The organism is Microbacterium sp. 10L49, from assembly GCF_056395125.1.
Map to the genome: position 1 here is coordinate 470307 of NZ_JBFTIW010000004.1, position 26201 is coordinate 496507.

General features: G+C 70.7%; 25 protein-coding genes and 1 tRNA gene. 14 read left to right on the forward strand and 12 right to left on the reverse strand.

Features of this window, described 5'->3' with window-relative positions; genetic code table 11:
• Positions 1–50: 50 nt before the first annotated feature.
• The 5 genes from gabT to AC1DCT_RS15235 all read left to right on the forward strand — a co-directional run bounded on the left by gabT (position 51) and on the right by AC1DCT_RS15235 (position 6799).
• Entirely contained in the window at positions 51–1424 is a 1374-nt protein-coding gene (gabT, locus tag AC1DCT_RS15215) for a 4-aminobutyrate--2-oxoglutarate transaminase (RefSeq protein WP_440733543.1), read from the forward strand.
• Positions 1425–1547: 123 nt separating this feature from the next.
• A complete protein-coding gene (locus tag AC1DCT_RS15220) occupies positions 1548–2948 on the forward strand; it encodes a flavin monoamine oxidase family protein (RefSeq protein ID WP_440733542.1) in 1401 nt (466 codons plus the stop codon).
• Positions 2948–3832, forward strand: a complete 885-nt coding sequence (locus tag AC1DCT_RS15225; RefSeq protein WP_477231025.1) for a universal stress protein — start codon at positions 2948–2950, stop codon at positions 3830–3832. The genes AC1DCT_RS15220 and AC1DCT_RS15225 overlap by 1 nt, the downstream gene beginning before the upstream one ends.
• A gap of 56 nt (positions 3833–3888) precedes the next feature.
• Entirely contained in the window at positions 3889–5352 is a 1464-nt protein-coding gene (locus AC1DCT_RS15230) for an NAD-dependent succinate-semialdehyde dehydrogenase (protein ID WP_477231024.1), read from the forward strand.
• An 85-nt stretch (positions 5353–5437) separates the two neighbouring features.
• Positions 5438–6799 carry an NAD-dependent succinate-semialdehyde dehydrogenase gene (locus AC1DCT_RS15235; RefSeq protein ID WP_441977170.1) on the forward strand — a complete coding sequence of 454 codons (1362 nt, stop codon included), beginning with the start codon at positions 5438–5440 and terminating at the stop codon, positions 6797–6799.
• A gap of 110 nt (positions 6800–6909) precedes the next feature.
• Here AC1DCT_RS15235 and AC1DCT_RS15240 read toward each other — a convergent pair whose 3' ends face one another.
• Positions 6910–7557, reverse strand: coding sequence for a hypothetical protein (locus tag AC1DCT_RS15240; RefSeq protein WP_477430161.1), 648 nt, complete (start codon positions 7555–7557; stop codon positions 6910–6912).
• Positions 7558–7617: 60 nt separating this feature from the next.
• Complete coding sequence (locus tag AC1DCT_RS15245; protein WP_477231022.1) at positions 7618–8220, reverse strand: TetR/AcrR family transcriptional regulator; 603 nt, start codon at positions 8218–8220, stop codon at positions 7618–7620.
• Positions 8221–8272: 52 nt separating this feature from the next.
• Between AC1DCT_RS15245 and AC1DCT_RS15250 the strand changes: the two genes are divergently transcribed.
• Positions 8273–8896 carry an NAD(P)-dependent oxidoreductase gene (locus AC1DCT_RS15250; RefSeq protein ID WP_477231021.1) on the forward strand — a complete coding sequence of 208 codons (624 nt, stop codon included), beginning with the start codon at positions 8273–8275 and terminating at the stop codon, positions 8894–8896.
• 68 nt (positions 8897–8964) lie between these two features.
• Complete coding sequence (gene poxB / locus AC1DCT_RS15255; RefSeq protein ID WP_477231020.1) at positions 8965–10689, forward strand: ubiquinone-dependent pyruvate dehydrogenase; 1725 nt, start codon at positions 8965–8967, stop codon at positions 10687–10689.
• Positions 10690–10737: 48 nt separating this feature from the next.
• Here the strand turns inward: poxB and AC1DCT_RS15260 are convergent, their stop codons facing one another.
• Both AC1DCT_RS15260 and AC1DCT_RS15265 read right to left on the reverse strand, forming a co-directional pair.
• Positions 10738–13560 (reverse strand): hypothetical protein, encoded by a 2823-nt coding sequence (locus tag AC1DCT_RS15260; RefSeq protein ID WP_477430163.1) that lies wholly within the window; start codon positions 13558–13560, stop codon positions 10738–10740.
• An 81-nt stretch (positions 13561–13641) separates the two neighbouring features.
• The gene (locus AC1DCT_RS15265; protein WP_477430506.1) at positions 13642–15504 is read right to left on the reverse strand and encodes an HSP90 family protein; all 1863 of its coding nucleotides are present in this window, start codon (positions 15502–15504) and stop codon (positions 13642–13644) included.
• A gap of 257 nt (positions 15505–15761) precedes the next feature.
• Here AC1DCT_RS15265 and AC1DCT_RS15270 point away from each other — a divergent pair.
• The 5 genes from AC1DCT_RS15270 to rplA all read left to right on the forward strand — a co-directional run bounded on the left by AC1DCT_RS15270 (position 15762) and on the right by rplA (position 18726).
• A tRNA-Trp gene (locus AC1DCT_RS15270) sits at positions 15762–15834 on the forward strand.
• A gap of 39 nt (positions 15835–15873) precedes the next feature.
• Entirely contained in the window at positions 15874–16149 is a 276-nt protein-coding gene (gene secE / locus AC1DCT_RS15275) for a preprotein translocase subunit SecE (protein WP_045250801.1), read from the forward strand.
• A 55-nt stretch (positions 16150–16204) separates the two neighbouring features.
• Positions 16205–17335, forward strand: a complete 1131-nt coding sequence (gene nusG, locus AC1DCT_RS15280) for a transcription termination/antitermination protein NusG (protein ID WP_477430165.1) — start codon at positions 16205–16207, stop codon at positions 17333–17335.
• A 258-nt stretch (positions 17336–17593) separates the two neighbouring features.
• Positions 17594–18025 carry a 50S ribosomal protein L11 gene (gene rplK / locus AC1DCT_RS15285; RefSeq protein WP_045250755.1) on the forward strand — a complete coding sequence of 144 codons (432 nt, stop codon included), beginning with the start codon at positions 17594–17596 and terminating at the stop codon, positions 18023–18025.
• Between the two features lie 11 nt (positions 18026–18036).
• A complete protein-coding gene (gene rplA / locus AC1DCT_RS15290) occupies positions 18037–18726 on the forward strand; it encodes a 50S ribosomal protein L1 (protein WP_440733532.1) in 690 nt (229 codons plus the stop codon).
• Between the two features lie 96 nt (positions 18727–18822).
• On the opposite strand, the gene AC1DCT_RS15295 is transcribed toward rplA, so the two are convergent.
• Positions 18823–19296 carry a DUF1772 domain-containing protein gene (locus tag AC1DCT_RS15295; RefSeq protein ID WP_477430167.1) on the reverse strand — a complete coding sequence of 158 codons (474 nt, stop codon included), beginning with the start codon at positions 19294–19296 and terminating at the stop codon, positions 18823–18825.
• Positions 19297–19352: 56 nt separating this feature from the next.
• On the opposite strand from AC1DCT_RS15295, the gene AC1DCT_RS15300 reads away from it, so the two are divergent.
• A complete protein-coding gene (locus tag AC1DCT_RS15300; protein WP_477430169.1) occupies positions 19353–19919 on the forward strand; it encodes a TetR/AcrR family transcriptional regulator in 567 nt (188 codons plus the stop codon).
• A gap of 18 nt (positions 19920–19937) precedes the next feature.
• On the opposite strand, the gene AC1DCT_RS15305 is transcribed toward AC1DCT_RS15300, so the two are convergent.
• Genes AC1DCT_RS15305 through idi form a run of 7 tightly spaced genes read right to left on the reverse strand, consistent with a single transcriptional unit; the run spans position 19938 to position 25544 of the window.
• Positions 19938–20831, reverse strand: a complete 894-nt coding sequence (locus AC1DCT_RS15305) for a prenyltransferase (protein ID WP_477430171.1) — start codon at positions 20829–20831, stop codon at positions 19938–19940.
• Positions 20828–21193, reverse strand: coding sequence for a lycopene cyclase domain-containing protein (locus tag AC1DCT_RS15310; protein ID WP_441977179.1), 366 nt, complete (start codon positions 21191–21193; stop codon positions 20828–20830). The genes AC1DCT_RS15305 and AC1DCT_RS15310 overlap by 4 nt, the downstream gene beginning before the upstream one ends.
• The gene (locus AC1DCT_RS15315) at positions 21190–21519 is read right to left on the reverse strand and encodes a lycopene cyclase domain-containing protein (protein ID WP_441977180.1); all 330 of its coding nucleotides are present in this window, start codon (positions 21517–21519) and stop codon (positions 21190–21192) included. The genes AC1DCT_RS15310 and AC1DCT_RS15315 overlap by 4 nt, the downstream gene beginning before the upstream one ends.
• Complete coding sequence (gene crtI / locus AC1DCT_RS15320; protein ID WP_477231014.1) at positions 21519–23066, reverse strand: phytoene desaturase family protein; 1548 nt, start codon at positions 23064–23066, stop codon at positions 21519–21521. The genes AC1DCT_RS15315 and crtI overlap by 1 nt, the downstream gene beginning before the upstream one ends.
• Positions 23063–23941: a phytoene/squalene synthase family protein gene (locus tag AC1DCT_RS15325; RefSeq protein ID WP_477430173.1), complete on the reverse strand. Its 879-nt coding sequence runs from the start codon at positions 23939–23941 to the stop codon at positions 23063–23065. The genes crtI and AC1DCT_RS15325 overlap by 4 nt, the downstream gene beginning before the upstream one ends.
• Positions 23938–24993 carry a polyprenyl synthetase family protein gene (locus AC1DCT_RS15330; protein ID WP_477231012.1) on the reverse strand — a complete coding sequence of 352 codons (1056 nt, stop codon included), beginning with the start codon at positions 24991–24993 and terminating at the stop codon, positions 23938–23940. Before AC1DCT_RS15330 ends, AC1DCT_RS15325 begins: the two co-directional genes overlap by 4 nt.
• Positions 24990–25544 (reverse strand): isopentenyl-diphosphate Delta-isomerase, encoded by a 555-nt coding sequence (gene idi, locus AC1DCT_RS15335; RefSeq protein WP_441977205.1) that lies wholly within the window; start codon positions 25542–25544, stop codon positions 24990–24992. Before idi ends, AC1DCT_RS15330 begins: the two co-directional genes overlap by 4 nt.
• 112 nt (positions 25545–25656) lie before the next feature.
• Between idi and AC1DCT_RS15340 the strand changes: the two genes are divergently transcribed.
• The gene (locus AC1DCT_RS15340; protein WP_477430175.1) at positions 25657–26178 is read left to right on the forward strand and encodes a MarR family winged helix-turn-helix transcriptional regulator; all 522 of its coding nucleotides are present in this window, start codon (positions 25657–25659) and stop codon (positions 26176–26178) included.
• The last annotated feature ends 23 nt before the right edge of the window (positions 26179–26201 follow it).

The window sequence follows — 26201 nt, forward strand, 5'->3', positions numbered from 1 at the left end:
GTACGCCACGGCGAATGCTCTCGAGCGGTCGCCTCCGTAGTCTCGACGCCATGACCACCATCGACGCGCAGGCTGACACCCTTCCCCTCGGCGGCCCCTCCCTTCCCCAGGAGCGCCGCCTCGTCACCGAGCTCCCCGGCCCGCGTTCGGCCGAGATCCTCGCCCGCAAGGCTTCGGCCGTGCCCGCCGGCGTGGGTCACACCGTGCCGGTCGCCGCGGTCGCAGCCGGTGGCGGCGTCGTCGTCGACGCCGATGGCAACTCGCTCATCGACCTGGGCTCCGGCATCGCCGTGACCACGGTCGGCAGTGCGCACCCGAAGGTCGCCGCGGCCATCGCCGCGCAGGCCGCGCAGTTCACGCACACCTGCTTCATGATCTCCCCGTACGAGTCCTACGTGGAGGTGGCCGAGGCCCTCAACCGCCTCACGCCCGGTGCCTTCGCCAAGAAGACCGCGCTGTTCAACTCGGGCGCCGAGGCCGTCGAGAACGCGATCAAGATCGCGCGCAAGCACACCGGTCGTCAGGCCGTCGTCGCCTTCGACCACGGCTACCACGGCCGCACCAACCTGACCATGGCGCTCACGGCCAAGGCCATGCCCTACAAGAGCGGCTTCGGCCCGTTCGCCCCCGAGGTGTACCGCGCGCAGGCCTCCTACCCGTTCCGTGACGGCCTCTCCGGCGCCGAGGCGGCGGCACGCACGATCCTGCAGCTCGAAAAGCAGATCGGCGCCGACAACCTCGCCGCAGTCATCATCGAGCCCATCCAGGGCGAGGGCGGTTTCATCGTCCCGGCCGACGGCTACCTGCCCGCGATCGTCGAGTGGTGCCGCGCGAACGGCGTCGTCTTCATCGCCGATGAGGTGCAGACCGGCTTCGGCCGCACCGGCGCGATGTTCGCCAGCGAGATCTTCGGCATCGAGCCCGACCTCATCACCACCGCCAAGGGTATCGCCGGCGGCATGCCGCTGGCGGCCGTGACCGGCCGTGCCGAGATCATGGACGCCTCGCACTCCGGCGGACTCGGCGGCACCTACGGCGGCAACCCGGTGGCGTGCGCTGCGGCACTCGCCGCGATCGACGCCTACGAGACCGAGGGCCTGCTGGAGCGCGCGGTCGAGATCGGCGCGCTGCTCAAGGACCGCCTCGCCGTCATCCAGGCCGCGGATCCGCGTCTGGGCGACATCCGCGGACACGGCGCGATGATCGCGGCCGAGTTCGTGGACCCGGCCACCGGCGCCCCGGATGCCGCGCTCACCGGTGCGGTCGCCAAGGCTGCGATCGCGCAGGGCGTCATCGTCCTCACCTGCGGCACGTTCGGCAACGTGATCCGCTTCCTCCCGCCGCTGACGATCGGCGACGACCTCCTGAACGAGGGTCTCGACGTCATCGCCGCCGCACTCGCGGCCTACCCCGCCGGGGCCTGATAAACGTCCGGGCGCGATCGGGATCGGGGGATGCTGGATCGCGCCCGGCAACTTTCTGCATGAAAACCGCAGGGGAACCTGCACAGCGCACCAGACGGTGCGAGACCGATGAAGGAGTCGAAATTGGCCGATATCACCCGTGACGTGCTCATCGTGGGAGCGGGCGCCGCTGGCACCACCGCCGCGAACGAATTGCGCAAGGCGGGCTTGTCGGTCGTGGTGCTGGAGGCCCGTGACCGGGTCGGCGGCCGGCTCTGGACCGACGTGATCGACGGCGCCATGCTCGAGATCGGCGGCCAGTGGGTCTCGCCCGACCAGGATGCGCTGATCGAGACCATCGACGAGCTGGGCCTGGAGACCTTCAGCCGGTACCGCGAGGGCGACAGCGTCTACGTCGGACCCGACGGCGCCCTGCACCGCTTCACGGGCGAGATGTTCCCGGTCGCCCCGGAGACCGAGAAGGTCATCGCCGAGATCACCGAGCGTCTCGACGCCATGGTCGCCGAGATCGACCCCGACCGCCCCTACGCGCACCCGAAGGCCGCCGAGTGGGACTCGATCACCTGGGATGCATGGCTGCGCGAGCAGAGCGACGACGACGAGGCCGTGCGCAACCTCGCGTTCGCGACCGGATCCGCGATGCTCACCAAGCCGACGCACGCGTTCTCGCTGCTGCAGTCGTTGCTGATGGCGGCATCCGCCGGCTCGTACTCGAACCTCGTCGACGCCGACTTCATCCTCGACAAGCGCGTCGTGGGCGGGCTGCAGCAGGTCCCGCAGCTGCTCGCCGAGCGCCTCGGCGATGATGTGCTGCTGAACCAGCCGGTGCGCACCCTCGAGTGGGACGAGCACGGCGTGACTGCGACCACCGACTCGCTCACCGTGCGCGCACGCTACGCGATCCTCGCGCACGCCCCGGTGCTCTACGACCGGATCTCCTTCGTGCCGTCGCTGCCGCGCCGCCAGCACCAGATGCACCAGCACCTGTCGATGGGCTTCGTGATCAAGGTGCACGCCGTCTACGACCGTCCGTTCTGGCGTGAGCAGGGCCTGTCAGCCACGGCGTTCAGCCCCTACGAGCTCGTGCACGAGGCGTACGACAACACCAACCACGGCGACGAGCGCGGCACCCTGGTCGGCTTCGTGAGCGACCAGAACGCCGACGACGTGTTCGAACTGAGCGCCGAGGAGCGCAAGGAGCGGATCCTGGAGTCCCTCGCGCACTACTACGGCCCCGAGGCGAAGAACACGGTCGTCTACTACGAGAGCGACTGGGGCTCCGAGGAGTGGACCCGCGGCGCCTACGCGGCGAGCTTCGACATGGGCGGTCTGCACCGCTACGGCAAGGACCTGCGCACGCCGGTCGGCCCCATCCACTTCGCCTGCTCCGACCTGGCCGGCGCCGGGTATCAGCACGTCGACGGCGCGATCCGCATGGGTCGCCTCGCCGCGTCGCAGATCCTCGACGCGGACCGCGGCGAGGAGGCCGGCGAGCTCATCGCCGCAGAGGCGGCCGAGGTCTGATGACCACCTCCATCGTCGTCGGCTACACGGCGACGGAGACCGGTTCCGACGCGCTGGCGCTGGGCGTGCGACTCGCCCGTGCCACGCGGCGGCACCTGCACGTGCTCATCGTCCTGCCCGGCCACGGCGAAACCGCCGGCGCGGAGCAGGACAGCCCGGCCCAGGGGCAGGCGGCACAGTGGCTCGACGAGGCGCAGGAGATGATCCCCGCGGACGTCGCGCACACGGCGCACGTGCGCGTGCACGACTCCTTCGCGGAGGGGCTCGTGCTGGCGGGCGAACAGCTCGAGGCTGCTCTGATCGTCGTCGGTGCGGCGAACGGGGCGACCATCGGTCTGCACCGGATGGGCAGTATCGCGCAGGCGCTGCTGCACTCCTCGCCGATCCCGGTGGCGCTGGCGCCGGCCGGCTTCGCGCACAGCGTCGACGTGCAGGCACCGATCTCGCGGATCACCGCCGCGATCGGCAATCGCCCCGGCGCCGACGCACTGCTGGAGACGGCGGTGGCGCTGTCCGGCGCGACCGGCGCGACGCTGCGACTCGTCTCGCTCGTCGCGTTCGACGTGCCGCGCGGGTTCGACCCGAACTCCATCCGCCTGGTGAGCGCGGCGCACGGTGACGACGTGCTCGCCCGTGCGGAGATGGAGCTGCCGCGGGGCGTGCGCGCCGAGCTCGAGCGGGCTCCGGGGGACACGGTCGAGGAGGCCGTGGCGCAGCTGGCATGGCTGCCGGGGGAGCTGATCCTGGTCGGATCCAGCCGGCTCGCGCAGCCGCGGAGGCTGTTCCTCGGCTCGACCGCGGCGAAGATGCTCGACATCATCCCCGTACCCATGATCGTCGTTCCGCGCACACGCCTGGACGACAGCGCAGACTCTGGGTCCTGACCGGACCCGCACCACCCGATTGCATGAGAATCGAAGCATCTGACAAGGAGGATCGTATGACCGATCTGGAGAAGACCCTGCTGGAGAGCGTGCCCACCGGGCTCTACATCGCCGGCGAGTGGATCGCCGCCGAGGGCGACAAGACCTTCGACGTGCGCGACCCCGCCACCAACGAGGTGGTGCGCACGATCGCCGACGCCTCGCCGGCCGACGGCATGCGGGCCCTCGACGCGGCCGTCGCCGCTCAGGACGCCTGGGCCGCGACCCCGCCGCGCACCCGCAGCGACATCCTCCGCCGCGCGTTCGACCTCGTGCAGGCGCACAAGGAGGACCTGGCGCTGCTGATGACCGTCGAGATGGGCAAGCCGCTGGCCGAGGCCCGTGGCGAGGTCGTCTACGGCGGCGAGTTCCTGCGCTGGTTCAGCGAGGAGGCGGTGCGCATCTCCGGCCGCTACGGCCTGAACCCCGAGGGGACCGGCCGCATGGTCGTCTCGCAGCGTCCCGTGGGCCCGTCGTTCTTCGTCACGCCGTGGAACTTCCCGTTCGCGATGGCCACCCGCAAGATCGCGCCCGCGCTCGCCGCCGGCTGCACCGTGGTCATCAAGCCGCCGGCACTGACCCCGCTCACCACGATGTACTTCGTGAAGCTGCTCGAGGAGGCGGGCCTGCCGGCCGGCGTCGTGAACGTCGTTCAGACCTCGCGCTCGTCGGCCCTGTCGGCGCCGATCATCGCCGACCCGCGTCTGCGCAAGCTGTCCTTCACCGGATCCACCGAGGTCGGCCGCAAGCTCATCGCCCAGGCGGCGGAAGGCGTGCTGCGCGTGTCGATGGAGCTCGGCGGCAACGCCCCGTTCGTGGTCTTCGAGGATGCGGATCTGGACAAGGCCGTGGAGGGTGCCCTGGCGGCGAAGTTCCGCAACATCGGCCAGGCGTGCACTGCGGCGAACCGCTTCATCGTGCACCAGGACGTTGCGGACGAGTTCGCCCGCCGCATCACCGAGCGCGTGAACGCGATGAAGATCGGGCGCGGCACCGAGGACGGCGTCTCGATCGGCCCCCTGATCGACCACGACGCTGTGGCCAAGGCCCAGGAACTCGTCGGCGACGCCGTCGAGCGCGGCGCGACGCTGCTCTCCGGCGGCAAAGCGCTGGAGGGTGTCGGATCCTTCTACGAGCCCACCGTTCTCGCGAACGTGCAAGCCGGCAGCGAGATCCTCCGCGAGGAGATCTTCGGCCCGGTGCTCGCGATCGCGACCTTCGCCGACGAGGCCGAGGCCGTGCGCCTCGCGAACGACACCGAGTACGGCCTGGTCTCCTACGTGTTCACGCAGGACCTCGCGCGCGGACACCGGATGATCGACGCCCTCGAGACGGGCATGATGGGTCTGAACGTGGGCGTCGTCTCCAACGCGGCCGCTCCCTTCGGCGGAGTCAAGCAGTCCGGCGTGGGGCGCGAGGGCGGCTTCGAGGGCATTCACGAGTACCTCTCGACCAAGTACACGCTGATCCCGGTCGACTGAACGCCAGCATCGGCGGGCTCGGGTTCCGCACGGATCCCGAGCCCGCCGGGACACCCCACAATGATGTGACACCGAAAGGAACGACATGACCGATTACGCCGTCGTCAACCCGGCAACGGGCGAGACCGTCGCCACCTACGAGACCTTCACCGATGCGCAGATCGAGGATGCCGTCGCGCGTGCGCACGGCGCCGCTGCGGTCTGGGGGCGCACTCCCGTCGCCGAGCGCGCGGCCGTGATCCGCCGCATCGCCGAGGGGCACCGCGCCCACCGCGACGAGCTCGGCGCGATCATCACACGTGAGATGGGCAAGCCCCTCGCCGCTGCTGTCGGCGAGGTCGACTTCGCCGCCGACATCATCGAGTTCTACGCCGACAACGCCGAGAAGATCAACGCCGACCAGCCTCTGGACATCCTGGGCGACGGCACCGCGGTGATCCGCAAGGCTCCGCTCGGCGTGCTCTTCGGCATCATGCCGTGGAACTTCCCGGCCTATCAGGTCGCGCGATTCGCCGGCCCGAACCTCGCGGTCGGCAACACGATCGTGCTCAAGCACTCCGAGCAGTGCCCGGAGTCGTCGGCCCTGCTCGAGAAGATCTACGAGGAGGCCGGGCTCCCCGACGGCGGCTACGTCAACGTCTACGCATCGATCGAGCAGGCGGCCACCATCGTCGCCGACCCGCGCGTGCAGGGCGTGTCCGTGACCGGATCCGAGCGCGCCGGTGCGGCTGTCGCGGAGAACGCCGGCCGCAACCTGAAGAAGGTCGCGCTCGAGCTCGGCGGCTCCGACCCGTTCATCCTGCTCTCCACCGACGACCTCGACGCGACCGTGCAGGCCGCGGTCGACGCGCGCCTGGACAACAACGGCCAGGCCTGCAACGGCGCCAAGCGATTCATCGTCGTCGACGGGCTCTACGACGCGTTCGTGGAGAAGGCCGTCGCCGCGCTGTCCGCGGTCACGCCGGGCGACCCGACCCAGGAGGACACCGTGTTGGGCCCGCTCGTCTCGGAGGCGGCCGCGGTCAACCTGCAGAATCAGGTCGACACCGCGGTGGCACAGGGAGCGACCCTGCTCACCGGCGGCACCCGCGACGGCGCGTTCTACACGCCGACGCTGCTCGCCGACGTCACGCCCGAGATGGACGTGTACCGCCAGGAGCTGTTCGGCCCCGCCGCCGTGGTCTATCGCGTCGCGGACGAGGACGCGGCGGTCGCGCTCGCGAACGACACCTCCTTCGGTCTCGGCTCGTACGTGTTCACCACCGACGACGCCCAGGCCGAGCGAGTGGCGAACGGCATCGACGCGGGCATGGTCTACGTCAACGTCGTGCTCGCCGACAGCCCGGAGCTGCCCTTCGGTGGCGTGAAGCGCAGCGGCACCTCGCGCGAACTCGGTCTGCTCGCTGCCGACGAGTTCGTGAACAAGAAGCTCGTCCGCGTGGCCTGATTCCGGCAGCTCGGATTCGTCCCGCCGCACTCAGCGGGAGAGAAGGGGCGGGCGTCGCATATCCTGCGGCGCCCGCCCCTTCGTCATGCCAGGGAAACCCGACGGGAGCGTCAGGATCCGCTCTGCGCGCGGGCGGCGAACACGGTCAGCGCCTCGGCGTAGCGCTCCGGATCCGCCCGCGTCTCGGCCGTCACGAGCAGCGCGGAGGGGCCGGCGATGCGAGTGAACTCGCCGCGGCAGGGGATCTCGATGACCCGGGTCATACCTGCCCTCCACGCCAGGATCAGGGCGTCGAGGGCGCGCCGCTCCGGGTGCTCCTGCACTGGCGCGCGGTATCCGGCGATGCGCTCCTGGACGCGACGCGAGACCCAGTCGGAGAAGGAGGCGTCGAACGCCTCTGCGCCGAAGCGGTCGCGCCACGTGGGGCCTCTCAGCTGCTCGAACAGTGCGCGCCGCTCGTCCGAGCCCGGCGCGGTCGATTCGATCTTGGCGATCGGCGGCAGCGGGTCCAGATCGGCGAGATGAGTTAGGGCCCCGCGCCACAGCTCGGACCACGCGTTCGACGATGCGGTCGCGTCCGTCGGCGAGCGGCGTGCCGTGGGCGGATCCGTCAGCGGGGGCGGCACATCACCCGGCGGTCGCAGCCCATAGACATCACGCACCCAGAGCAGCTCGAGCAGGGCGTGCGGATCGTCCTCCACGCTGATCGACATGTCGTGCGGCCAGGGGTTGCCGGGGATGGGGCGGGCGGAGCGCATGCCCTCAGGGTGCTCGCCGCTCCGGGCCGGGTCAAGGCCGGCTCCGCGGGCGGAGCAGGTTCAGCCCGCCACGGGGAGGAGCCCGGGGAGCACCACGTCCACGATCCCGGTGGCGATCCGCTCGGCGTCGGGCACCCCGTCGAGGCCCTCGAACGCTGCGAGGAACCCCTGATGGAACGCCGCCCCGACGAGCACGCGTGCGGCAGAGGCGGTGTCGGCATCCGCGCGGATGCGCCCCGCGCTCTGCTCTGCGGCGAGGCGGGCGCGGACGCCGTCGATCACGGTCGCGGGACCGCCGCCGTACGAGCCGACCCCTTCGCGGTGCTCAGTCAGCAGCGTCGGTGAGCCGAAGATCGAGGCCGCGATCGGGAAGGTGCGGGTGAAGAACGCCATGAGGTCGGCGACCAGCGCGGCGAGCCCGGCGGCGAGGTTCTCGCCGCCGGCATCCCCCTCGAAGCGGGCGCGCGGAGCGCGCTCCCGCAGCACGCTGAGGAACAGCTGCTGCTTGTCGGCGAAGTGCTTGTAGAGCATCGCCTCGGACAGGCCCGCCTGCACGGCGATCAGCTTCGTCGTGGTGTTGGCGAGTCCGCGTTCGCGCATCACGAGGAGTGCGGCGTCGAGGATCCGCTCGCGGGACGACGCGTGAGGTATGACCGGAGGCATCCTCCGAGTATAGTGAGTGAGTAATCACTAACCCGGGCTGAAGGAGAAGCGGATGCGCGTCGTCATCGTCGGAGCATCGGGTCGATCGGGCAGAGCCGCGGTCGCGCACGCCCTCGCCGCCGGGCTCGAGGCCGTCTCGGTCGTGCGCAGGCCCGCCTCCGCGCCGGAGGGGACGATCGTGGCGACCGCGGACGCGCGGGACGTCGCCGCGCTCACGACGGCCCTGCGCGGCGCCGATGCGGTGATCTCCACGATCGGGCACGTCCGCGCCGACGGCGATGTCGTGCTGCTGCAAGAGGGCATGGCGGCACTCCTCGCGGCGATGGAAGCCGCCGGGGTGTCCCGCGTGATCGCCGTCTCCGCATCCGGGGCGTACGTGGCCCAGGACGATCCGCTCTCCCGCTTCGTCGCGAAGCCCATCCTCGAGCGCGTGCTGAAGGCGAACAACTCCGACACCCGCGCCATGGATGCGGCGCTCGCCGCCAGCGACACGGAATGGACGAGCCTTCGCCCTTCCCGGCTCATCCCCGGAACGGGCGCTGCCGACTACCGTGTGGGCATCGATCGCACGGTGCGCTGGCACTACAGCACCCGCTTCGACACGGTCGGGCGGGCCGCAGTGGAGGCTCTGTCCCGTCCGGAGTGGATCCGGCACGCCGTCTACATCACGGAGTAGCGGGCCGCCCCACCCGCGGCCCGCGGGCGTAGCCTCGAGATGTCCTGTTGCTTTCACGAGAGGCCGCCATGACCACCGTCGCCGAGAACATCGTCAGCACCCTCCGCGCGAACGGTGTGAAGCGCGTGTACGGGATCCCGGGGGACTCCCTGAACGGCTTCACCGACGCCCTGCGCAAGGACGGCGCCATCCGCTGGGTGCACGTTCGTCATGAGGAGACGGCCGCGTTCGCCGCGGCCGCGGAGGCCGCGCTCACCGGAGAACTGGCGGTCGCGGCCGGATCCTGCGGCCCGGGCAACCTGCATCTCATCAACGGGCTCTACGACGCCAACCGTTCGCGTGTGCCGGTGCTCGCGATCGCCGCGCACATCCCGACCAGCGAGATCGGCACCCAGTACTTCCAGGAGACCCATCCGCAGGAGCTGTTCCGCGAGTGCAGCGTCTACGTCGAGTACGTGTCGGATCCGGCCCAGATGCCGCGGTTGCTGCAGATCGCGATGCGTCAGGCGATCGAGAAGCGCGGGGTGGCGGTGCTCGTCATCCCCGGCGACATCGCGCTCGCGCCGGCCGAGGACGACCGCGTCACCGTGATCGAGCGCAGCCGGCCCGTGGTGGTCCCGAGCGGTGCAGAGCTCGAGCGCGCGGCGACCCTGCTGAATGCGGCGTCCAAGGTCACCATCCTCGCCGGCGCCGGAGCGGAGGGCGCACACGACGAGATCGTGGCGCTCGCGGATCGGCTCGCCGCGCCCGTCGTGCACGCCCTCCGCGGCAAGGAGTTCGTGGAGTACGACAACCCCTTCGACGTGGGCATGACCGGCCTGCTCGGCTTCGCGTCCGGCTACCGGGCGATGGACGGTGCCGACGCCCTGCTGATCCTCGGATCCGACTTCCCGTACCCGCAGTTCTACCCGGCGAACGCGACGACGATCCAGGTCGACATCCGCGGCGAGAACCTGGGGCGGCGCCATCCTCTGGATCTGGGTCTGGTCGGAGACGTCGGCGCGACCGCTGCGGCGCTGCTGCCGCGGCTCAAGGCCGACCGTCGGCGCACCCACCTCGACGATGCCACCGCGCACTACCGCAAGACGCGCGCCAAGCTCGACGAGCTCGCGGTGCCCTCGCGCGGCAAGGCGCCGATCCACCCGCAGTACCTGGCCCGGCTGCTCGACGAGGCCGCCGCGGATGACGCCGTGTTCACCGCCGATGTCGGCTCGCCCACGGTCTGGGCCGCCCGCTATCTGCACATGAATGGCCGGCGCCGGCTCATCGGATCGTTCAACCACGGTTCCATGGCGAACGCCCTGCTGCACGGCATCGGCGCGCAGGCGAGCGAGCCGGAGCGTCAGGTGGTGGCGCTCGCGGGCGACGGCGGGCTCACCATGATGCTCGGCGAGCTCATCTCCCTCACCCAGAACCAGCTTCCGGTGAAGACGATCGTGGTGAACAACTCCTCGCTCAACTTCGTGGAGCTGGAGATGAAGGCGGCCGGTTTCGTGAACTACGGCACCGACCTGCGCAATCCCGACTTCGCCGCCGTCGCGGAGGCGATGGGCATCTTCGGGCGTCGCGTGGAGCGCAGCGAGGATCTTCCCGGCGCGCTCGCCGAGGTGCTCGCGCACGACGGGCCGGCGCTCCTGGACGTCGTGACCGAGCGGCAGGAGCTGTCCATGCCCCCGGCCGTCAACGCCGAGCAGGTCAAGGGCTTCGCGCTGTACGCGATCCGCACCGTGCTCTCCGGACGCGGCGACGAACTGCTCGACCTGGCGAAGGCCAACTGGCGTCAGCTGTTCTGACCGGTGCCGGATCCGGTCCCGTGCCGTGCCGCCGGGACCGGATCCGTCTCAGTCCTCGGCGAGCCGACGCACCTCGGCGGCCTCGGCATCGCGCCCGAGGCCCTGCAGCACGTCGCCGAGTTCGAGGGCCGCGATCTGGCGCAGAGGTGGGATGTCCGCAGCCTGGTCGAGCACCGCGCGGTAGGCGGCGACGGCATCGGCCGAGCGCTCTGCGCCATTGAGCGCCCTCGCGGCGAGCAGCGCGGAGCCGCCCGCCGACTGCGCATCGCCGACGGCGGCGAAGGCATCCGAGGCGGTGAGCGCCGCAGCGACGCCCTCGTCCACCCGCTCGGCCGATAGCAGCGCCCGCGCGCGGGAGTCCGCCACATCGGCGATCACCCAGTCCGCGTCGTTCGCCCGCGCGACGGCCTCCACTTCGTCGAACAGTGCGAAGGCGCGAGGATCCTGCTGCGCGCCGTACGACTGGCCGAGGTTGTGCAGCACCTCGACCACCGCGGCCGGCGCATCCTCGGCCGTGCGGACGATCGCCGCGGCCTCCTCGAGCGTCTCGACGGCCTGGTCCCGCTCGTCGTACTGGGCGAGGATCTGCGCTCTGTTCATCAGGGCGAGCGCCTGATCGGCGGGGTTCTCGGCCTCGCCGAACAGCTCGGCCGCATAGCCGAAGGCGCCGTACGCCTGCCCGCCCTCGCCCGCGGCTCGCAGCGACCGCGCCAGCATCAGCGCGGTCATCGCCCTGCTGCCCGCGGGGACCTCGTCCGCCTCCTCGAGCTGCAGCACCTCGCCAAACAGCTCCGCCGCCTCCTCCACGGCTCCGGAGTTCAGCATGCTGCGCGCCACGCGGTACTTCGCGCCCGGGACGTCGCCGCCGATCTGCTCCAGCAGCCGAGCGCCGACGCGGTAGCGCGCGAGCGCCTGCTCCGGCTCCTCCGCGTCCTCCCAGAGTGCGCCGGCGAGCATCTGCGCCCCCGCGAAGCCCGACCTGCTGCCGAGCTCGGCCAGGATGCGGCCGGCCTCGTCGGCGTCGGCCGCGCCTTCGGCGAACGCGCCGCGTCCGCCGTGGACGCGTGCCCGCATCTCGAGCGTCCGCGCACGCACGCCGCGGGTGATCGCCGCGTCGGCCAGCAGGGCGTCGATCCGTGCGAGCGCCTCGTCGCCGCGGTCCGCCCGCAGCAGCGCCATGGCCGCCGCGATCTCCGCGCCGTGCCCGAGGCGGGCGTCTCCTGCCTCTGCGAACAGGTTGGCTGCCTGCTCCGAGAGCGCGAGGGCAGCGGCCGGGTCGTCGCCGAGATCGAACGCCAGCGTCAGCGCGATGTCGCCGCGGGTCGCAGGCGGCAGCGCGCGGGGGCCGGACGGATCCGCGGACGCCGCGAGCAGGTCGGCGAGGGCCGCGTTGTCGGCCTCGGTCGCGGTGCCGAACAGAGCCAGCCCGAATCGCTCCTCGACGCCGGCCTGAGCATCGAGGCCGGCGGCGCGCAGGGCCTGGATCCGGTCGGGCAGGAGCGCCGTCGCCTCGTCGATGCGCTCGAGGTTCACCAGCGCGGCGAGCCGCTGGCCGGTGAGCACCGCGCGGCGTTCGGCGTCGACGCGGTCGATCACGTGGGCCAGCGCATCCAGTGTGTCGGCGGCGGCGCCGTAGCCGGCGAGATCGAGCACACGGCGGTACCAGCCGTCGTCGTCGGTCGGGGCGGTGTCGACTACCGGCGCGGCGAACACGTCGCTGCGGATCGGCACGTCGTAGCGCTCCGCGGCGGTCTGCCGGGCGAGGCGCAGGCGCTGCGCATGGTTGTCGGTGCCGTCGCGCTCGTCGAAGCGCGCCCCGATCCGCTCGGCCGCGGCCCAGGCCGCCGCCGCGAGCCCGCCGGCGGACCACGACCCGCCGTCCGCGCCGTCGCGCACGCCGAAGAAGCGCTCGAGATCGGGGGAGTCGGCCCCGCGCACCGGCGTGGCTCCGTGACCTGCCGCCGTGACTGCGTCGAGAGCCGTGCCGATCGCGGTGAGCATGCGGAAGTGGCCCTGTGCGTTGAGCGCGTCGTGGGCGAGCCAGGGCAGATGCCGCTCGACGAGCGCGAGCGCGCGGGCCTCGTTGCCGCTCAGGGCGCAGAACCGGATGCTGTTCGCGATCGCCGTGAGCAGATCCGGGTTGTCCTTCGCCAGCCGGTAACTGCGCAGATGGGCCGCACGAGCCTGCTCGCCGCGGCCGAGGCGCAGGTACGGCAGCAGGGACACCGACAGCGCGTGCTCCGGCTCCTCGCCGCAGGAGAAGCCGCCCTCGAGCATCTCCTCGACGAGGCGGATCGCGTCCTCGTCGCGGTCCGTGTCGGCGAAGAACCCGGCGATCTGGCTCCGGCCGCAGGCATCGCAATGGCTGTGCGAGTCGCGCGGCGTGGCTTCCAGCTGCACGCGCAGCCGCTCCGCGTCGTCCATCCGCCCCGCCGCGTGCGCATCCTCGAACCGCGCCATCAGCACGCCGCTCATGCCGAGCCCTGCGGTGCGGTAGTGCGCCTCCATGTCGTCCAGCACCGCCGCGATCTGCTCCGGCGCGAAGGCGGGCGAGCTGCGCAGCGAGGAAGCCATCCACTTGAACTGCCACATCAGATCGGCCGCGCCGTTGTCGATGTCGGCGGGGAACCGGACCGGATCCGCGTCGTGGTGCGCGAGGCACCAGGCGAACGAGCTCAGCATCAGGTCGGTGAGCCCGCCCATGTTCGCAGAGGCGGTCTGCCGCATGCGGGCCTGGTACTCGAGCTGCGCGTCGCCGATCTCCTGTGCGAGCGCGACGGCCTCGGCGACGAGGGCGCGCTCCTGGGGCCCCCAGGGGGTGCGATCGATCTCCTCGAAGAGACGGTCCAGCTGCTTCTTCGGTCCTGCCATGTCGTCCTCCGGGTGTGTGCGGCCTCGCGGTCTCCGCGAGGGAAGTGCTCCCGCCGTCGTGCGGGATCCTGGCCCCCGTCGTCAGGACGGGGTGAGGGGATCGGGTTCGTCGGCCAATGGGGGCAGCTCGAGGCCGGTCACTCCGGCCGACAGCGCGACGAGATCGGACAGTGCGCCGGTCATCAGGGCCCGGTCGGCGTCGCCGAGCGGACGGTGCCCGGCGAGCAGCGCCTGGATGTACAGCAGCTGCACGGTGCGCGCGAACACCGCGTCGTCGGCGACCGCGCTCAGCGAGCGCACCACACGATTGCCCCAGTTCAGGCACAGCCGGGCCGTGAGGTCGTCGTTCCGGTCCTCGCCCACCGCGCCGTCGATGCGGTCCAGCACGCCGCCCCAGAGGGAGCCCGTGATGTCCTTGGTCCTGGTGCGGTCGATGCGCCGCAGGACGGCGGGGTCCGCGACGTACAGCGAGGGCAGCTCTGGCTGGTCGATGGTGCGCACCACGACGGCGCACCCGACGTCGGCCAGCACGGCGCCCGCACGATCCTCCAGCGCGACCGCGGCGGCCCTGTCGTCCAGCGGAGGCGGGTCCAGCCGGTCCAGTTCGCTCACGACGTCGACCCGCTCGACGGTGACCGCCGGAAACAGCTCCGGGAGGCGGCGGATCAGATCCGCGTCGTACAGATAGCCGCCGTTCACCAGGATCTGCTCGGCCCGGCTGATGCCGGCGACCTGGCGGAATTCGTCCACGGTCTCCGCGTAGCGGATCCGCTCGTAGCGTTCGACGAGGTCTCCGACGCTCAGCGTGCCGTGCGTCGTCTCCACGGTGAGCCAGCGCGTGATGAACCGGGCGAGCTCGTCGTCGTGCCGGATGAGCGACTTGAGCCCCACCTCGTGCACCGCAACGAACTGCGCGAGCCGGTGCGGTTCGCGCAGTCCCAGCTCCAGCACCCAGCGCCGCAGCGCCGCGCCGAGCTGCTCCCGCACGAGGGCGAGCGCCTCGTCGTCGACCAGCGACTCGCGGCTGGCCGTGGGGTTCAGGCCGTTGGAGTCGATCACGGCGCGCACGAAGAACGCCCAGTCCGGCAGCACGTCGTCCGCGCGCTCGGACAGCAGCATGCGGCCGAGGTACATCCGCGTCGCCTGCCGGGCGCCGGGCGGGGGAGCGAAGGGCAGCACATAGGCGACACCGCGCGTCCCGGTGGCGGGCTCGGTGAGCTCGATGATGTCGAGCGGAGCGGATCCGATGATCTCGCGGCCGTAGGCGGCCGTCGCGGCCGGATCCTGCCGCGGGTCGAGGAACGGCGCCTCGTGCGTGATCCGCACGTCGCCGCCGGGCAGCTCCAGCAGCACGGTCGTGGGCAGGAACTCGGCGAAGGTCGTGGCGAGCTCGCGCACGGCATCCGCGCGCAGCAGGTCGCCGGCGTCGAAGCGCGGCACCAGGTGCACGCTGGTTCCGATGGGCAGGTCCTCGTCGAGCTCGCGTACCCGGAATGTGCCGTCGGCGGATCCGATCCACTCGACCGCCCGACCGCCACGGGCGCTGCGGGAACGGATCACGATCTCGTCCGCCACCATGAAGCAACTGAGCAGCCCGATGCCGAACTGGCCCAGGTAGTCGCTGCGGGGCAGGTCGAAGATGTCGCGCTTGGAGCTGCGTCCGACCGTCGCGAGCAACTCGGCGACCTCGTCGGCGGTGAGGCCGACGCCGTCGTCGCTGAGCACGAACTCGCCGCCCTCGGCAGGGAGCGGACGGATCCGGATGGTGCCGCCGAGCCCGTCGACCTCGCGCCGCGCGGCGAGGGCGTCCCGGGCGTTCTGCAGCAGCTCGCGCAGGTAGACCCGGGGTCCGGAGTAGATGTGGCGGCTGAGCAGGTCCACGACGCCGCGCAGGTCCACCTGGAACTGCTGCGCGTCCGCGGGTGCCGGATCCTCCGCCGCCATCGACTCTCCCTCCGCGGGCGCCGATCCGTGGAGGTTCGTCGACCGCATGCCGAGCCTAACAAGCACGGCTCGGGTCGACGGGCGGCCGCCGCGCGGGGGAGTCCGGTGCCCATGTGCCGCGCCCGGGATGCAGCCCCGGTTCGGAGGGCCGGTGCGGATGCCGTACACTGGACGAGCAGTTGTTGTCTGCATTCTTTCGCCGTGCCCCGGGTCTCCCGGAACGCGGAGAAGATGCGGACAGAGATCCTCGGATCTCTAGGGCGGTAGCTCAATTGGCAGAGCAGCGGTCTCCAAAACCGCAGGTTGCAGGTTCGATTCCTGTCCGCCCTGCGCGTCGGCGCGCAGCCGGCACACGAAAGGTACTCCAGGATGGTTCAAGACGCATCGGGCGCCGTGGTTCCCACGGCGAACGGCGGCGCGAGCCGCGACAAGAAGCTGGGCTTCTTCGGTCGCATCGCGCTGTTCTTCCGTCAGGTGATCGCCGAGCTCCGCAAGGTGGTCACCCCCACGCGCAAGGAGCTCGTCAAGTACACCCTGGTCGTACTGGGCTTCGTGATCGTGATGATGGCCCTCGTGTACGGGCTCGACATGGCCTTCTCGTGGCTGACGACGCAAGTCTTCGGGGTTCCCGGGAAAACCGCGTGATCCCGCGGCCCGGTGGCAACTGACCCCGGGCCGAACCTGAAGGAGAGAAGAACCAGTGTCCGAACGCGAACGATACCTCGGAGACGACGTCGACTGGGCGACCGCCGCCGAGCAGTCCAGTGAGGACGACGAGGCCCAGGAGGGCGACGTGCTCGCCTCCGAGGAGCGCGCCGTCACCGCCGCCGAGCGGGTCGCCCTGCACATCGAGGGCGACGAGGACGACGTGGACGACGAAGACATCGAATTCGAAGATGACCCGGAGGCAGACGCGATCGTGAACGACGCTCTCAACCTGGACCAGGCGGCCGAGTCCGAGGCCGCAGCAGAGGTCCTCAACGACTCGGTGGCCGAAGAGGCCGCAGACCGCAAGGCCGCTGCTGCTGACGAGGTCACGCCGTACGACGGCCCCGACGTGAACGGCGAGGAGGACGCCCCCGTCCTCGACCCCGAGGAGGTCGCAGAGATCGACGCGGCCGCCGGCGTCGTGGACGCGGTCGAGTCCGAGCTCGATCCTGCCGACGCAGCGAGCGCGCCGAGCGACGCCGACGAGGCCGACGCGGAGGAGGACCCGTACGAGGCCTTCCGCATGGACCTGCGGATGCTCCCCGGCAAGTGGTACGTGATCCACTCCTACGCCGGCTTCGAGCGCAAGGTGAAGGCCAACATCGAGCAGCGCAAGTCGACGCTCGAGGTCGAGGACGACATCTACCAGATCGAGGTCCCGATGGAGGACGTCGTCGAGATCAAGAACGGCCAGCGCAAGATGGTCACGCGCGTCCGGATCCCCGGCTACGTGCTCGTGCGCATGGAGCTCAACGAGGACACCTGGTCCGTCGTGCGCCACACGCCCGGCGTCACCGGCTTCGTCGGTAACGCGCACAACCCGACTCCGCTGCGCTTCGAAGAGGCCTTCAACATGCTGAAGTCCCTCGTCGAGGTCAAGGACGTCCCGACCGCCAAGGCCGTCGCGGCCAAGGGCGGCGTCGCCGTGGCCCGCCCGCTCGCGGCCGAGGTCGACTTCGAGATCGGCGAGACCATCACGATCAAGGAGGGCTCGTTCGCGGGTCTTCCCGGTTCGATCTCCGAGATCAAGCCGGAGAGCGGCAAGCTCACCGTGCTCGTCTCGCTGTTCGAGCGCGAGACCCCGGTCGAGCTGTCGTTCGACCAGGTCACCAAGATGATCTGACGCTTCCCCGGAAGCGCACGCGGAACGGCCGTCCCCTCGGGGGCGGCCGTTCTCGCTTCGTCATCGGCGTGGTCGCGGGCCCCATGTCGCGCCGGCGTCCTGGCCCGGTGGCTGCCTGTGCGCGGACGCGCCCGGGATCCGGTAGACTTCTATGGTTTGTGCGCCGCCTCGTCGTGCGCGCGAACGCCACCGCGTTCCGGAGATGCCGGATCCGCGGGAGAGGGATGCCTCCGGCATCCGCTCGAGAAAGGAATCACTATGGCACCGAAGAAGAAGGTGACCGGCCTGATCAAGCTCCAGATCAACGCCGGTGCCGCCAACCCGGCGCCGCCGATCGGCCCCGCGCTCGGTCAGCATGGCGTCAACATCATGGAGTTCTGCAAGGCGTACAACGCGGCGACCGAGTCGCAGCGCGGCAACGTCATCCCCGTCGAGATCACCGTCTACGAGGACCGCAGCTTCACGTTCATCCTGAAGACCCCGCCGGCCGCCGAGCTGATCAAGAAGGCCGCGGGCGTGCAGAAGGGCTCCGCCACTCCGCACACCGTCAAGGTCGCGAAGATCACCGCCGAGCAGGTCCGTCAGATCGCCGAGCAGAAGCAGGCCGACCTGAACGCGAACGACATCGACGCCGCGTCGAAGATCATCGCCGGGACCGCCCGTTCCATGGGCATCACGGTCGAGGGCTGAGGGAGATAACAATGGCTACCAAGTCCAAGGCTTACAACGCTGCTGCCGCGAAGATCGAGGCAGACCGCTTCTACACCCCGACCGAGGCCGTGGTCCTCGCGAAGGAGACCGGCTCCGCGAAGTTCGACTCGACCGTCGAGGTCGCGCTGAAGCTCTCGGTCGACCCGCGCAAGGCGGACCAGATGGTGCGCGGCACCGTCATCCTCCCGCACGGCACCGGCAAGACCGCCCGCGTCATCGTGTTCGCGACGGGTCCGGCCGCTGAGGCCGCGATCGCCGCGGGTGCGGATGAGGTCGGCGGCGCCGAGCTCATCGAGAAGGTCGCCGGCGGCTGGACCAACTTCGACGCCGCGGTCTCCACCCCGGAGCTCATGGGCCAGGTCGGCCGTCTCGGCAAGGTGCTCGGCCCGCGTGGTCTGATGCCGAACCCGAAGACCGGCACCGTGACCCCGAACCCGGCCAAGGCCGTCGAGGAGATCAAGGGCGGAAAGATCGAGTTCCGCGTCGACAAGCACGCCAACGTGCACTTCGTCGTCGGCAAGGCATCGTTCTCGGCCGAGCAGCTCGACGAGAACATGAAGGCCGCGCTCGAGGAGATCGTTCGCCTCAAGCCGTCCAGCTCGAAGGGCCGCTACATCCAGAAGGGTGCGGTGTCGACCACGTTCGGCCCCGGTATCCCGCTGGACGTCAACGCCATCTGAGCCTGACGCTCATTACGAAGACCCTCGCCCCTCGGGGCGGGGGTCTTCTGCGTTGCTGATCGTTTCGCGGGTGGCGCTGACCGTCGCGGTCGCCGTTCAGCGCACCACCAGCGCGACGCACAGCAGCACCAGGGCGAGTCCCTGCAGCGTGGCCCGCAGGGGGATGATCGACTCCCACCGATCCTGCAGGGCCCGGACGTCGGTCGGCACGGTGCCTCCGAATGCAGCAGCGGTGAGCGTCGTGTTGATCGGTTTCGCGATCGTGCCGAACAGCACGAGCCAGAGCAGCAGGGCCACGAGCGCGACGGTCGCGAGGACGGCGGCGGCGAGGCTGCCCCAGAATGCCGAGAGCGCGGCGGTCGCCACCGTGAGCACCACGCCCGCGATGCCGACGCCCGGCAGTCGGCGATCCCCGTAGTAGTGGCCGCGGCCGACCACCTGTACGAGGGTCGGTTCATCGACCTCGGCGTAGACGGCGCGCAGCACGACGGCGGCGAGCACGTCGGTGCCGAAGATGACGGCGATGGCGGTGATGGCGCCGATGGCGGTGGTGATGATCGCAAGGGACATGGCTTCTCCTTCTTTGGGTTAGCGATGCTAACAGTTAGCGATGCTAACATCGTGCCATGACCCCGTCAACGCCCCCGCGCGCCGATCCCGCGGAGCGCTCCCGTGCCATCGTCGACGCCGCCCGACGCGTCGCCGAGACGGAGGGGTGGTCGGCCGTGACCGTCCGGCGGCTGGCGGCCGAGATCGGCTTCAGCCAGCCGATCCTCTACCGCAGCTTCCCCGGCGGGAGGGACGAGATCGTCGAGCGGGTGATGATCGAGGGGTTCGCCGCGATGGCGGACGAGCTTGCGGACCCAGTCGGCGAGGGCGACCGTCTCGCGCATGTGGTGCACACGTATCTTGCGTTCGCCCAAACGCATCCGGCGCTCTACGAGGCGATGTTCGAGGCACGCACCCGCATCGTCTTCGCGACTGTGCAGACCCCGGAGCCGTTGCGTGCGGCGTTCGGGGCGTTCCTCCGCGCGGTGTCGGCCGCGGGCATGGCCGAGCAGGATGCCGTGGTGCGTGCGGAGCTGCTGTGGAGCACGCTCCACGGTGTGGCGAGGCTGGCGGCGTCGGAGAGGCTCGACCCTGCGCTGGAACAGGCGCGTCTCGGCGCGATCATCGCGCTGTTCGTGTCCTGACGCCTGAAGCGGCCCCGCTCAGAACGCCGCACCGCCCTGGGCCGCCCACCAGATGAGCAGCATGGTGGCGAGGAAGCCGCACACGTAGTTCAGCAGGAGGAAACGGCGCCATCCTCGGTTCGTCGCTTCCGATCCCTCGTCCGAGACCGAGCGGAACGGCCAGACGGCGCCGATGTACGGCAGCACGAGGACGGCCCCGAGCGGGCCCGGCCACGACGTGAAGAGCATGAGCGCGCCAGCGAGCGCCCACATCGCCGACGCGAAGCGCACGGTCCGCGTCGCGCCCAGCACGGTCGCGATCGAGGCGATCCCTGCCGCTCGGTCCGGGACGACGTCCTGCACCGCGCCGAACGCGTGGCTCGCGACGCCCCACGCGAAGAAGGCGAGTAACAGCACCACGAGCGCCGGCGTCGGTGTCGCGCGCGCCAGCACGAGCCCGTAGACGGCGGGAGAGACGAAGTGGAGGCTCGACGTCGCCGAGTCCAGGAAGGGGATCTCCTTGAACCGCAGCCCTGGCACGGAATAGGCGATCACGGCGAACAGGCTGATCGCCAGCACGAGCCAGGACACCGGATCCCCGATCGCGACGAGGAAGACGATGAACGGCACCGGGAGCAGCAGTGACCATGCCATCACCACGCGGTGCAGAGTCGGAGAGAGCACGGCGCCCTCCGCACCGCCCTTGCGCGGGTTCGCGAGGTCCGACGCGTGGTCGAAGACGTCGTTGATGCCATACATCGTGAGGTTGTACGGCACGAGGAAGAACAGCGTGCCGATCGCGAGGGCAGCGTCCACGCGGCCGGTCGTCAGGATGTAGGCGGCCGCGAAACCGAAGGCGGTGTTGATCCAGCTCAGCGGGCGCGAGGTCAGCAGCAGATCGAGTGGCAGGGATCGTGCTGTGGTCATGCTCATCGTGGTCGGTCCTCAGGGGTGCGGGCGTCGGGATCCGGTTCAGCCCTCTGCAGCCGCTCCTCGGGTGACGAGCGGCGCAGGTTCCACGCGGCCGAGCCGAGCAGAGCGGCCGCGATGGGATACGCGAGGTCCTCGATCGGGGCCAGGCCGATCCTGATCCCGCTGATCAGGCGCGGCGCGTACGTGAACAGGCCTGCGGCGATCATGAGCGAATCGAAGACGGCGGTGAGCAAGACGAGGCCGAAGGTCGCGAGGACGAGCGCCGCGCCGTGACCTGCAGGCGCCCGACGCCAGGTGAGCCACTGCATCACGATGCAGGGGACGAGGAAGGTCGCGTCGACCATCAGATACGTGCCGTTCATCGACGGTGCTCCTCGCGTGCACGCAGGATCCGCAGTGCGCCCGTGTAGAGCACCATGGTCAGCTGTATCAGGAACACGAGGAACACCGGCTCCTCGATCGGCAGATGAGGCAGGAGCAGGACGCCGGTGGAGAGCGGGTTGGTCTCACGCGTGAATATGCCGGTCGCGATCCCGACGACATCCCAGAGCAGCAGCACGCCGGCGCCTGCGGCCAGGATGAGCAGCGCTCGCCTCGGCTCCGCCCAGAGGAACAGTCGCCAGCGCCGATCGATGACGCCGACGCCGGCGATCGACACCAGCAGCAGCGCGAGATGGAGGAAGCCCATCACGTTTCCGCCGGCACGGGCAGCGGTCCGCTCGTGCGATCGTCGCGGAACGCCTTCAGCACGAGCTCTGCACTGATGAGGCACATGGGCAGACCGATCCCCGGCAGCGTCGTCGCGCCCGCGTAGAACAGTCCGCGGGTCGTGCGGGAACGCGTGCGACCCCGTAGGAAGGCACTCTGCCGCAGCGTGTGCGCGGGGCCGAGCGCCGACCCGCGGTAGGAGTGCAGGTCGCGGGCGAAGTCGGCAGGACCCACGGTGCGCCGTACGACGATGCGCTCCGCGAGATCGGGCGCGCCCGCGTGCGCCGCGAGCTCGGAGATCGCCCGATCGGCGATGCGTTCCACCGCGGCGGCGCCGCGGCCGTCGAGACCTCCCGCACCGATCGCCGGATCCGCGGGCACGGGGACGAGCAGGAACAGGTTCTCGTCACCCTGTGGCGCGACCGTCTCGTCGGTGGCGCTGGGCATGCACGCGTAGAACGACGCCGGTTCCGGCACCCGCGGGGCGGATCCGAAGATCGCGTCGAAGTTGGCGTCCCAGTCCTCGGTGAAGACGAGGTTGTGGTGGGCGAGCCCGGGCAGGCGTCCGCGGACGCCCAGCATCGCCAGCACCGCGCCGGTTCCGGGGTTCATCCGCCGCCAGCGCCCGGGCGAGCGTTCGCGGGCCGCCGAGGGCAGCAGTGCCATGTCGCTGTGGTGCATGTCGACCGTGCTCACGACGCGATCGAACAGCTCCTCCCGGACGACGCCGTCCCTGGCCACGGCGATGCCGTGCACGGCCCCGCGTTCGATCAGGATCCGGCGCACCTGTGCACCGGTGTGCAGCCGGGCCCCGGCGGCGCGCGCTCGCCGCGCGAACGCGTCGATGACCGTGGTGAAGCCGCCCTGCGGGTACTGCACGCCGTCCTCCAGATCGAACGTGCTCATCAGATGGAACAGCGCGGGGGCGATCGAGGGCGCCCCGCCGAGGAAGACCGCGGGGTACTGCAGGATCTGCCGCAGCCTCCGGTCCGAGAAGGAGGACTCGACCATGCTCTGCAGCGAGGTGCCCAGCAGCGTGGCCAGGCGCGGCAGCTCGCGGACGTCGCTCCCGGGGAGGAACGCTCGCGGGTGCGAGAAATCGGTGTACAAGAAGCGGTCGGTGGCGATGCGGGCCGTGCGCGCCGCGGAGTCGAGGTGGCGGGCGAGGGCGGCCCCGGCGCCGGGCTCGAGTGATTCGAACAGGGCGAGTGAGCGGTCGCGGGCGGAGTGCATGTCGAGCGGCGCCTCGTCGTCGGAGAACACCCGGTAGGCGGGATCGAGGCGGATGAGATCGAGCTCCTTCTCGGCGCTCGTGCCCAGAAGGCGGAAGCAGTGGTCGAACACCTCGGGCATGAGGTACCACGAGGGGCCCGTGTCGAACCGGAAACCCTCCCTCTCCCAGCTCCCCGCACGTCCGCCGAGTCGGTCGGACTGCTCGAAGAGGGATACGTCGTGGCCGTCCGTGGCGAGCAGCGCCGCCGCCGCGAGGCCGGAGATCCCCCCGCCGAGAACCGCGACGCGGCTCACCGGGCGCCCCCGCCGCGGAGCATCGCGCGGCCGAACAGGGCGGCCTTGCGCGAGCCGGGTACGCGGATCCGTCGGACGACCAGTTCCTGCGCGGGCGTGCGCCGCAGCCGGGTGGAGAGATCCGCATAGAGCAGGTGCGCGGCCGCCACTGCCCGGCGCGAGGACGAGGGCAGCTCGCCGATCACGGCGTCGGCGATCGAGAGATCCGCGTCCACCCGATCCAGGATGCTGTCGCGCTGCGCGTCAGTGAACGAGTGCGGGTCGACGCCGGGGAAGTAGGCGCGTCCGAGCGCGTCGGCATCCTCGCCGAGGTCGCGGAGGAAGTTCACCCGCTGGAACGCCGATCCGAGGGCGATCGCTCCTCGATCCCAGCGCGCATCGCGCACAGGATCCGGCTCCAGCCCGCGGCGGAACGAAGCCAGGCACATGAGTCCGACCACTTCGGCGGATCCGTACACGTACTCGTCGAGCTCGCGCTCGTGCGTGAAGACGACGGGGGTGAGATCGCGCCGCATCGATGCGAAGAACGGGCGGGTCAGGTCGGTGCCGATCCCGGTCGCGCGCGCGGTGGCGGCGAACGCGTGCACGACGAGGTTCGCGCTGTATCCGGCGCGCAGTGCGGTCTCGAGCTCGCGTTCGAGCCCGTCCAGCACCGCACGGCACTGCGCAGCGGAGAGCCCGGCACCAGCGGCGCAGCCGTCGACGATCTCGTCGGCGACCCGCACCAGCGCGTAGATCGCGGCGAGGTCCGCGCGCACGACGGGTGAGCACAGCCGGCTCGCGAGCCGGAAGGACGTGGAGTAGCTCACCAGGATCTGGGCCGATCCGCGCGCGGCGGCTCGATCGTAGAGGGCCAGCCCCGTGTTTGCGGTCATCGGCGGCGCTCCGTCGCGCCGACGATCAGGTGCTCCAGGTCGTCCCTCAGGCGTGCGGGAAGGTCGGTGAGCAGCATCGAGGCGCGCGCCTCGACGACGAGGCTCGAGATCACCGCTTCGGTGCGGGCGAGCCCGCCCGAGCACTCGATCGCGGTGCGGATCTCGGCCGCACCCCGCTCATCGAGCTCGGGATCGCCGAAGAGATCCGCCACGGCCCGCCATGCCGGATGGGTTCGCGAGTGCGCGATGAGCAGGGTCAGCTTGCCCTCCCGGAGGTCGGAGAGGACGGACTTGCCGGTCTGGCGAGGGTCGCCGAAGACTCCGAGCACATCGTCGCGTGCCTGGAAGGCCAGGCCGATGGTCGTGCCGATGAAGCCGAGCGCCTCCACGGTGGCGGCCGGAGCACCGCCTAGCAGCGCTCCGATCCGCAGGGGTGCGCTGAACGAGTAGCGGGCGGTCTTGTGCTCCATGGTGCGCAGGATCGCCGCCTCGCCCGCCTCGCCCCGGATGCCGAGCCGGATGTCCGCATGCTCGCCGACCGCAGCGGCGTCGATCGCATCGGCCAGGATGCTCGGGAGCGCACCGCGCGGCGCTGCGGAGGCCCCGAGGCCGGCGATGAGACGGTGCGCGGCGGACAGGAGCAGGTCACCCGTCAGGATCGCGCAGCTCTGGCCGTAACGGAGAGCGGTCGCCTCGTCGGCGCCGTCGGCGAGGGCCGCATCACGGCGCAGGGCGATCAGGTTGGGTCCGCCGCGGCGCACGAGGTCGCGGTCGATGACGTCGTCGTGCAGCAGGAACGCCAGATGGAGCAGTTCGACGGCGGCTGCGGCGCGGATCGCGTCGTCGGAGGGCTCGTCGGCGAAGGCGCGATGCGCGGCGAGCACGAGCCGGGGGCGCAACATCTTGCCGCCCTGTGCGCCGCGGCGGGCCTGAGCCCACACCGTGTCGAAACCTTCGATTGCGCCGATGCGCTCGGCAACGTCGTGGAAGCACTCGTCGACGACGGCGCCGACCTCGGCGAGCACGTCCGCCGAGAGCATGCGGTCGCTCACGATGCCAGCTCCTCGAGCCCTCTGCCTCCGCCGAGGAACGGGAGTAGCTCGGCCTGGAGGACGAGCCAGGGGCTGAACGCCCACGGGGTGCGGCGCACGGACGCGGCGAGATCGTCAGGGTCGACCCAGCGGTGCTCGATCACCTCGTCGGGGTGCGCGCGGGGCGGCTGCGTGGTCGTCGCGATGTACACCGGGCAGATCTCGTTCTCGACGATGCCGGACGCGTCCGTCGCGCGATAGCGGAAGAACGGCAGCACCGGTTCCACGGAGTCCAGGTGCAGTCCGAGTTCGTGCTCGGCTCGTCTGCGCACGGCATCCACGAGCCCCTCCTCCGGGGCGGGGTGTCCGCAGAACGAGTTGGTCCAGACGCCCGGCCAGGCGGTTTTCGTCAGCGCGCGGCGGGTGACGAGCAGGCGCCCTCGCGTGTCGAACACGTGGCAGGAGAAGGCGAGGTGGAGCCGGGTGGCGGCACCGTGGATGCTGCTCTTCGGCGCGACGCCGATCCGGGTGCCGTCGGCGTTCAGGAGCACAACCATGTCGGCGTCAGGGATCACGATCATCCTTTTGCTAACTAAGAAACTAACTAACCAAGTTAGCGGTAACTCTATGGCATAGAGTCCTCCCGTGGAAGTCCGCGAATCCGAACCCCGCCTCGATCGAGCGATGATCGATCCTCGGCTCATCGATCCCGCCGCGGAGCTCGTGCGGCGCGACCACCTGGCGGACGGGGAGGTCGACGAGATCGTCGAGCTGATGGCGGCGCTGCGCGCGTGGCACGGCGCGGCCGAGCGCATGAGCGCGGCCTCCCGGCGGTACATGAACCTCAATCAGAACGACATGCGCGCCGTGCGCTTTCTCATCGCGGTGGAGAACGCCGGGCAGGTGGCGACCGCCCGCGCAGTGGCCGACCATCTCGGGGTCAGCACCGCGGCCACGACGAAGATGCTCGATCGACTGGAGCGCGGCGGGCACATCATCCGGCGGCCGCATCCAGCCGACCGGCGATCGATCGTGCTGCAGGTCACCCCTGCGACGCGTCAGGCGGCCCGGGAGGGGGTCGGGCGTCTGCATGCGCGGCGCTTCGACGTCGCTGCCCGGATGTCGTCAGCCGACCGCCGCGTCGTCACCGGCTTCCTGCGTGATCTCGCCGCCACGGAGGCCGAGACCGCGGGCGGCGAGGAGTAGCGCCCGGACGTCGCCGTCGCCGA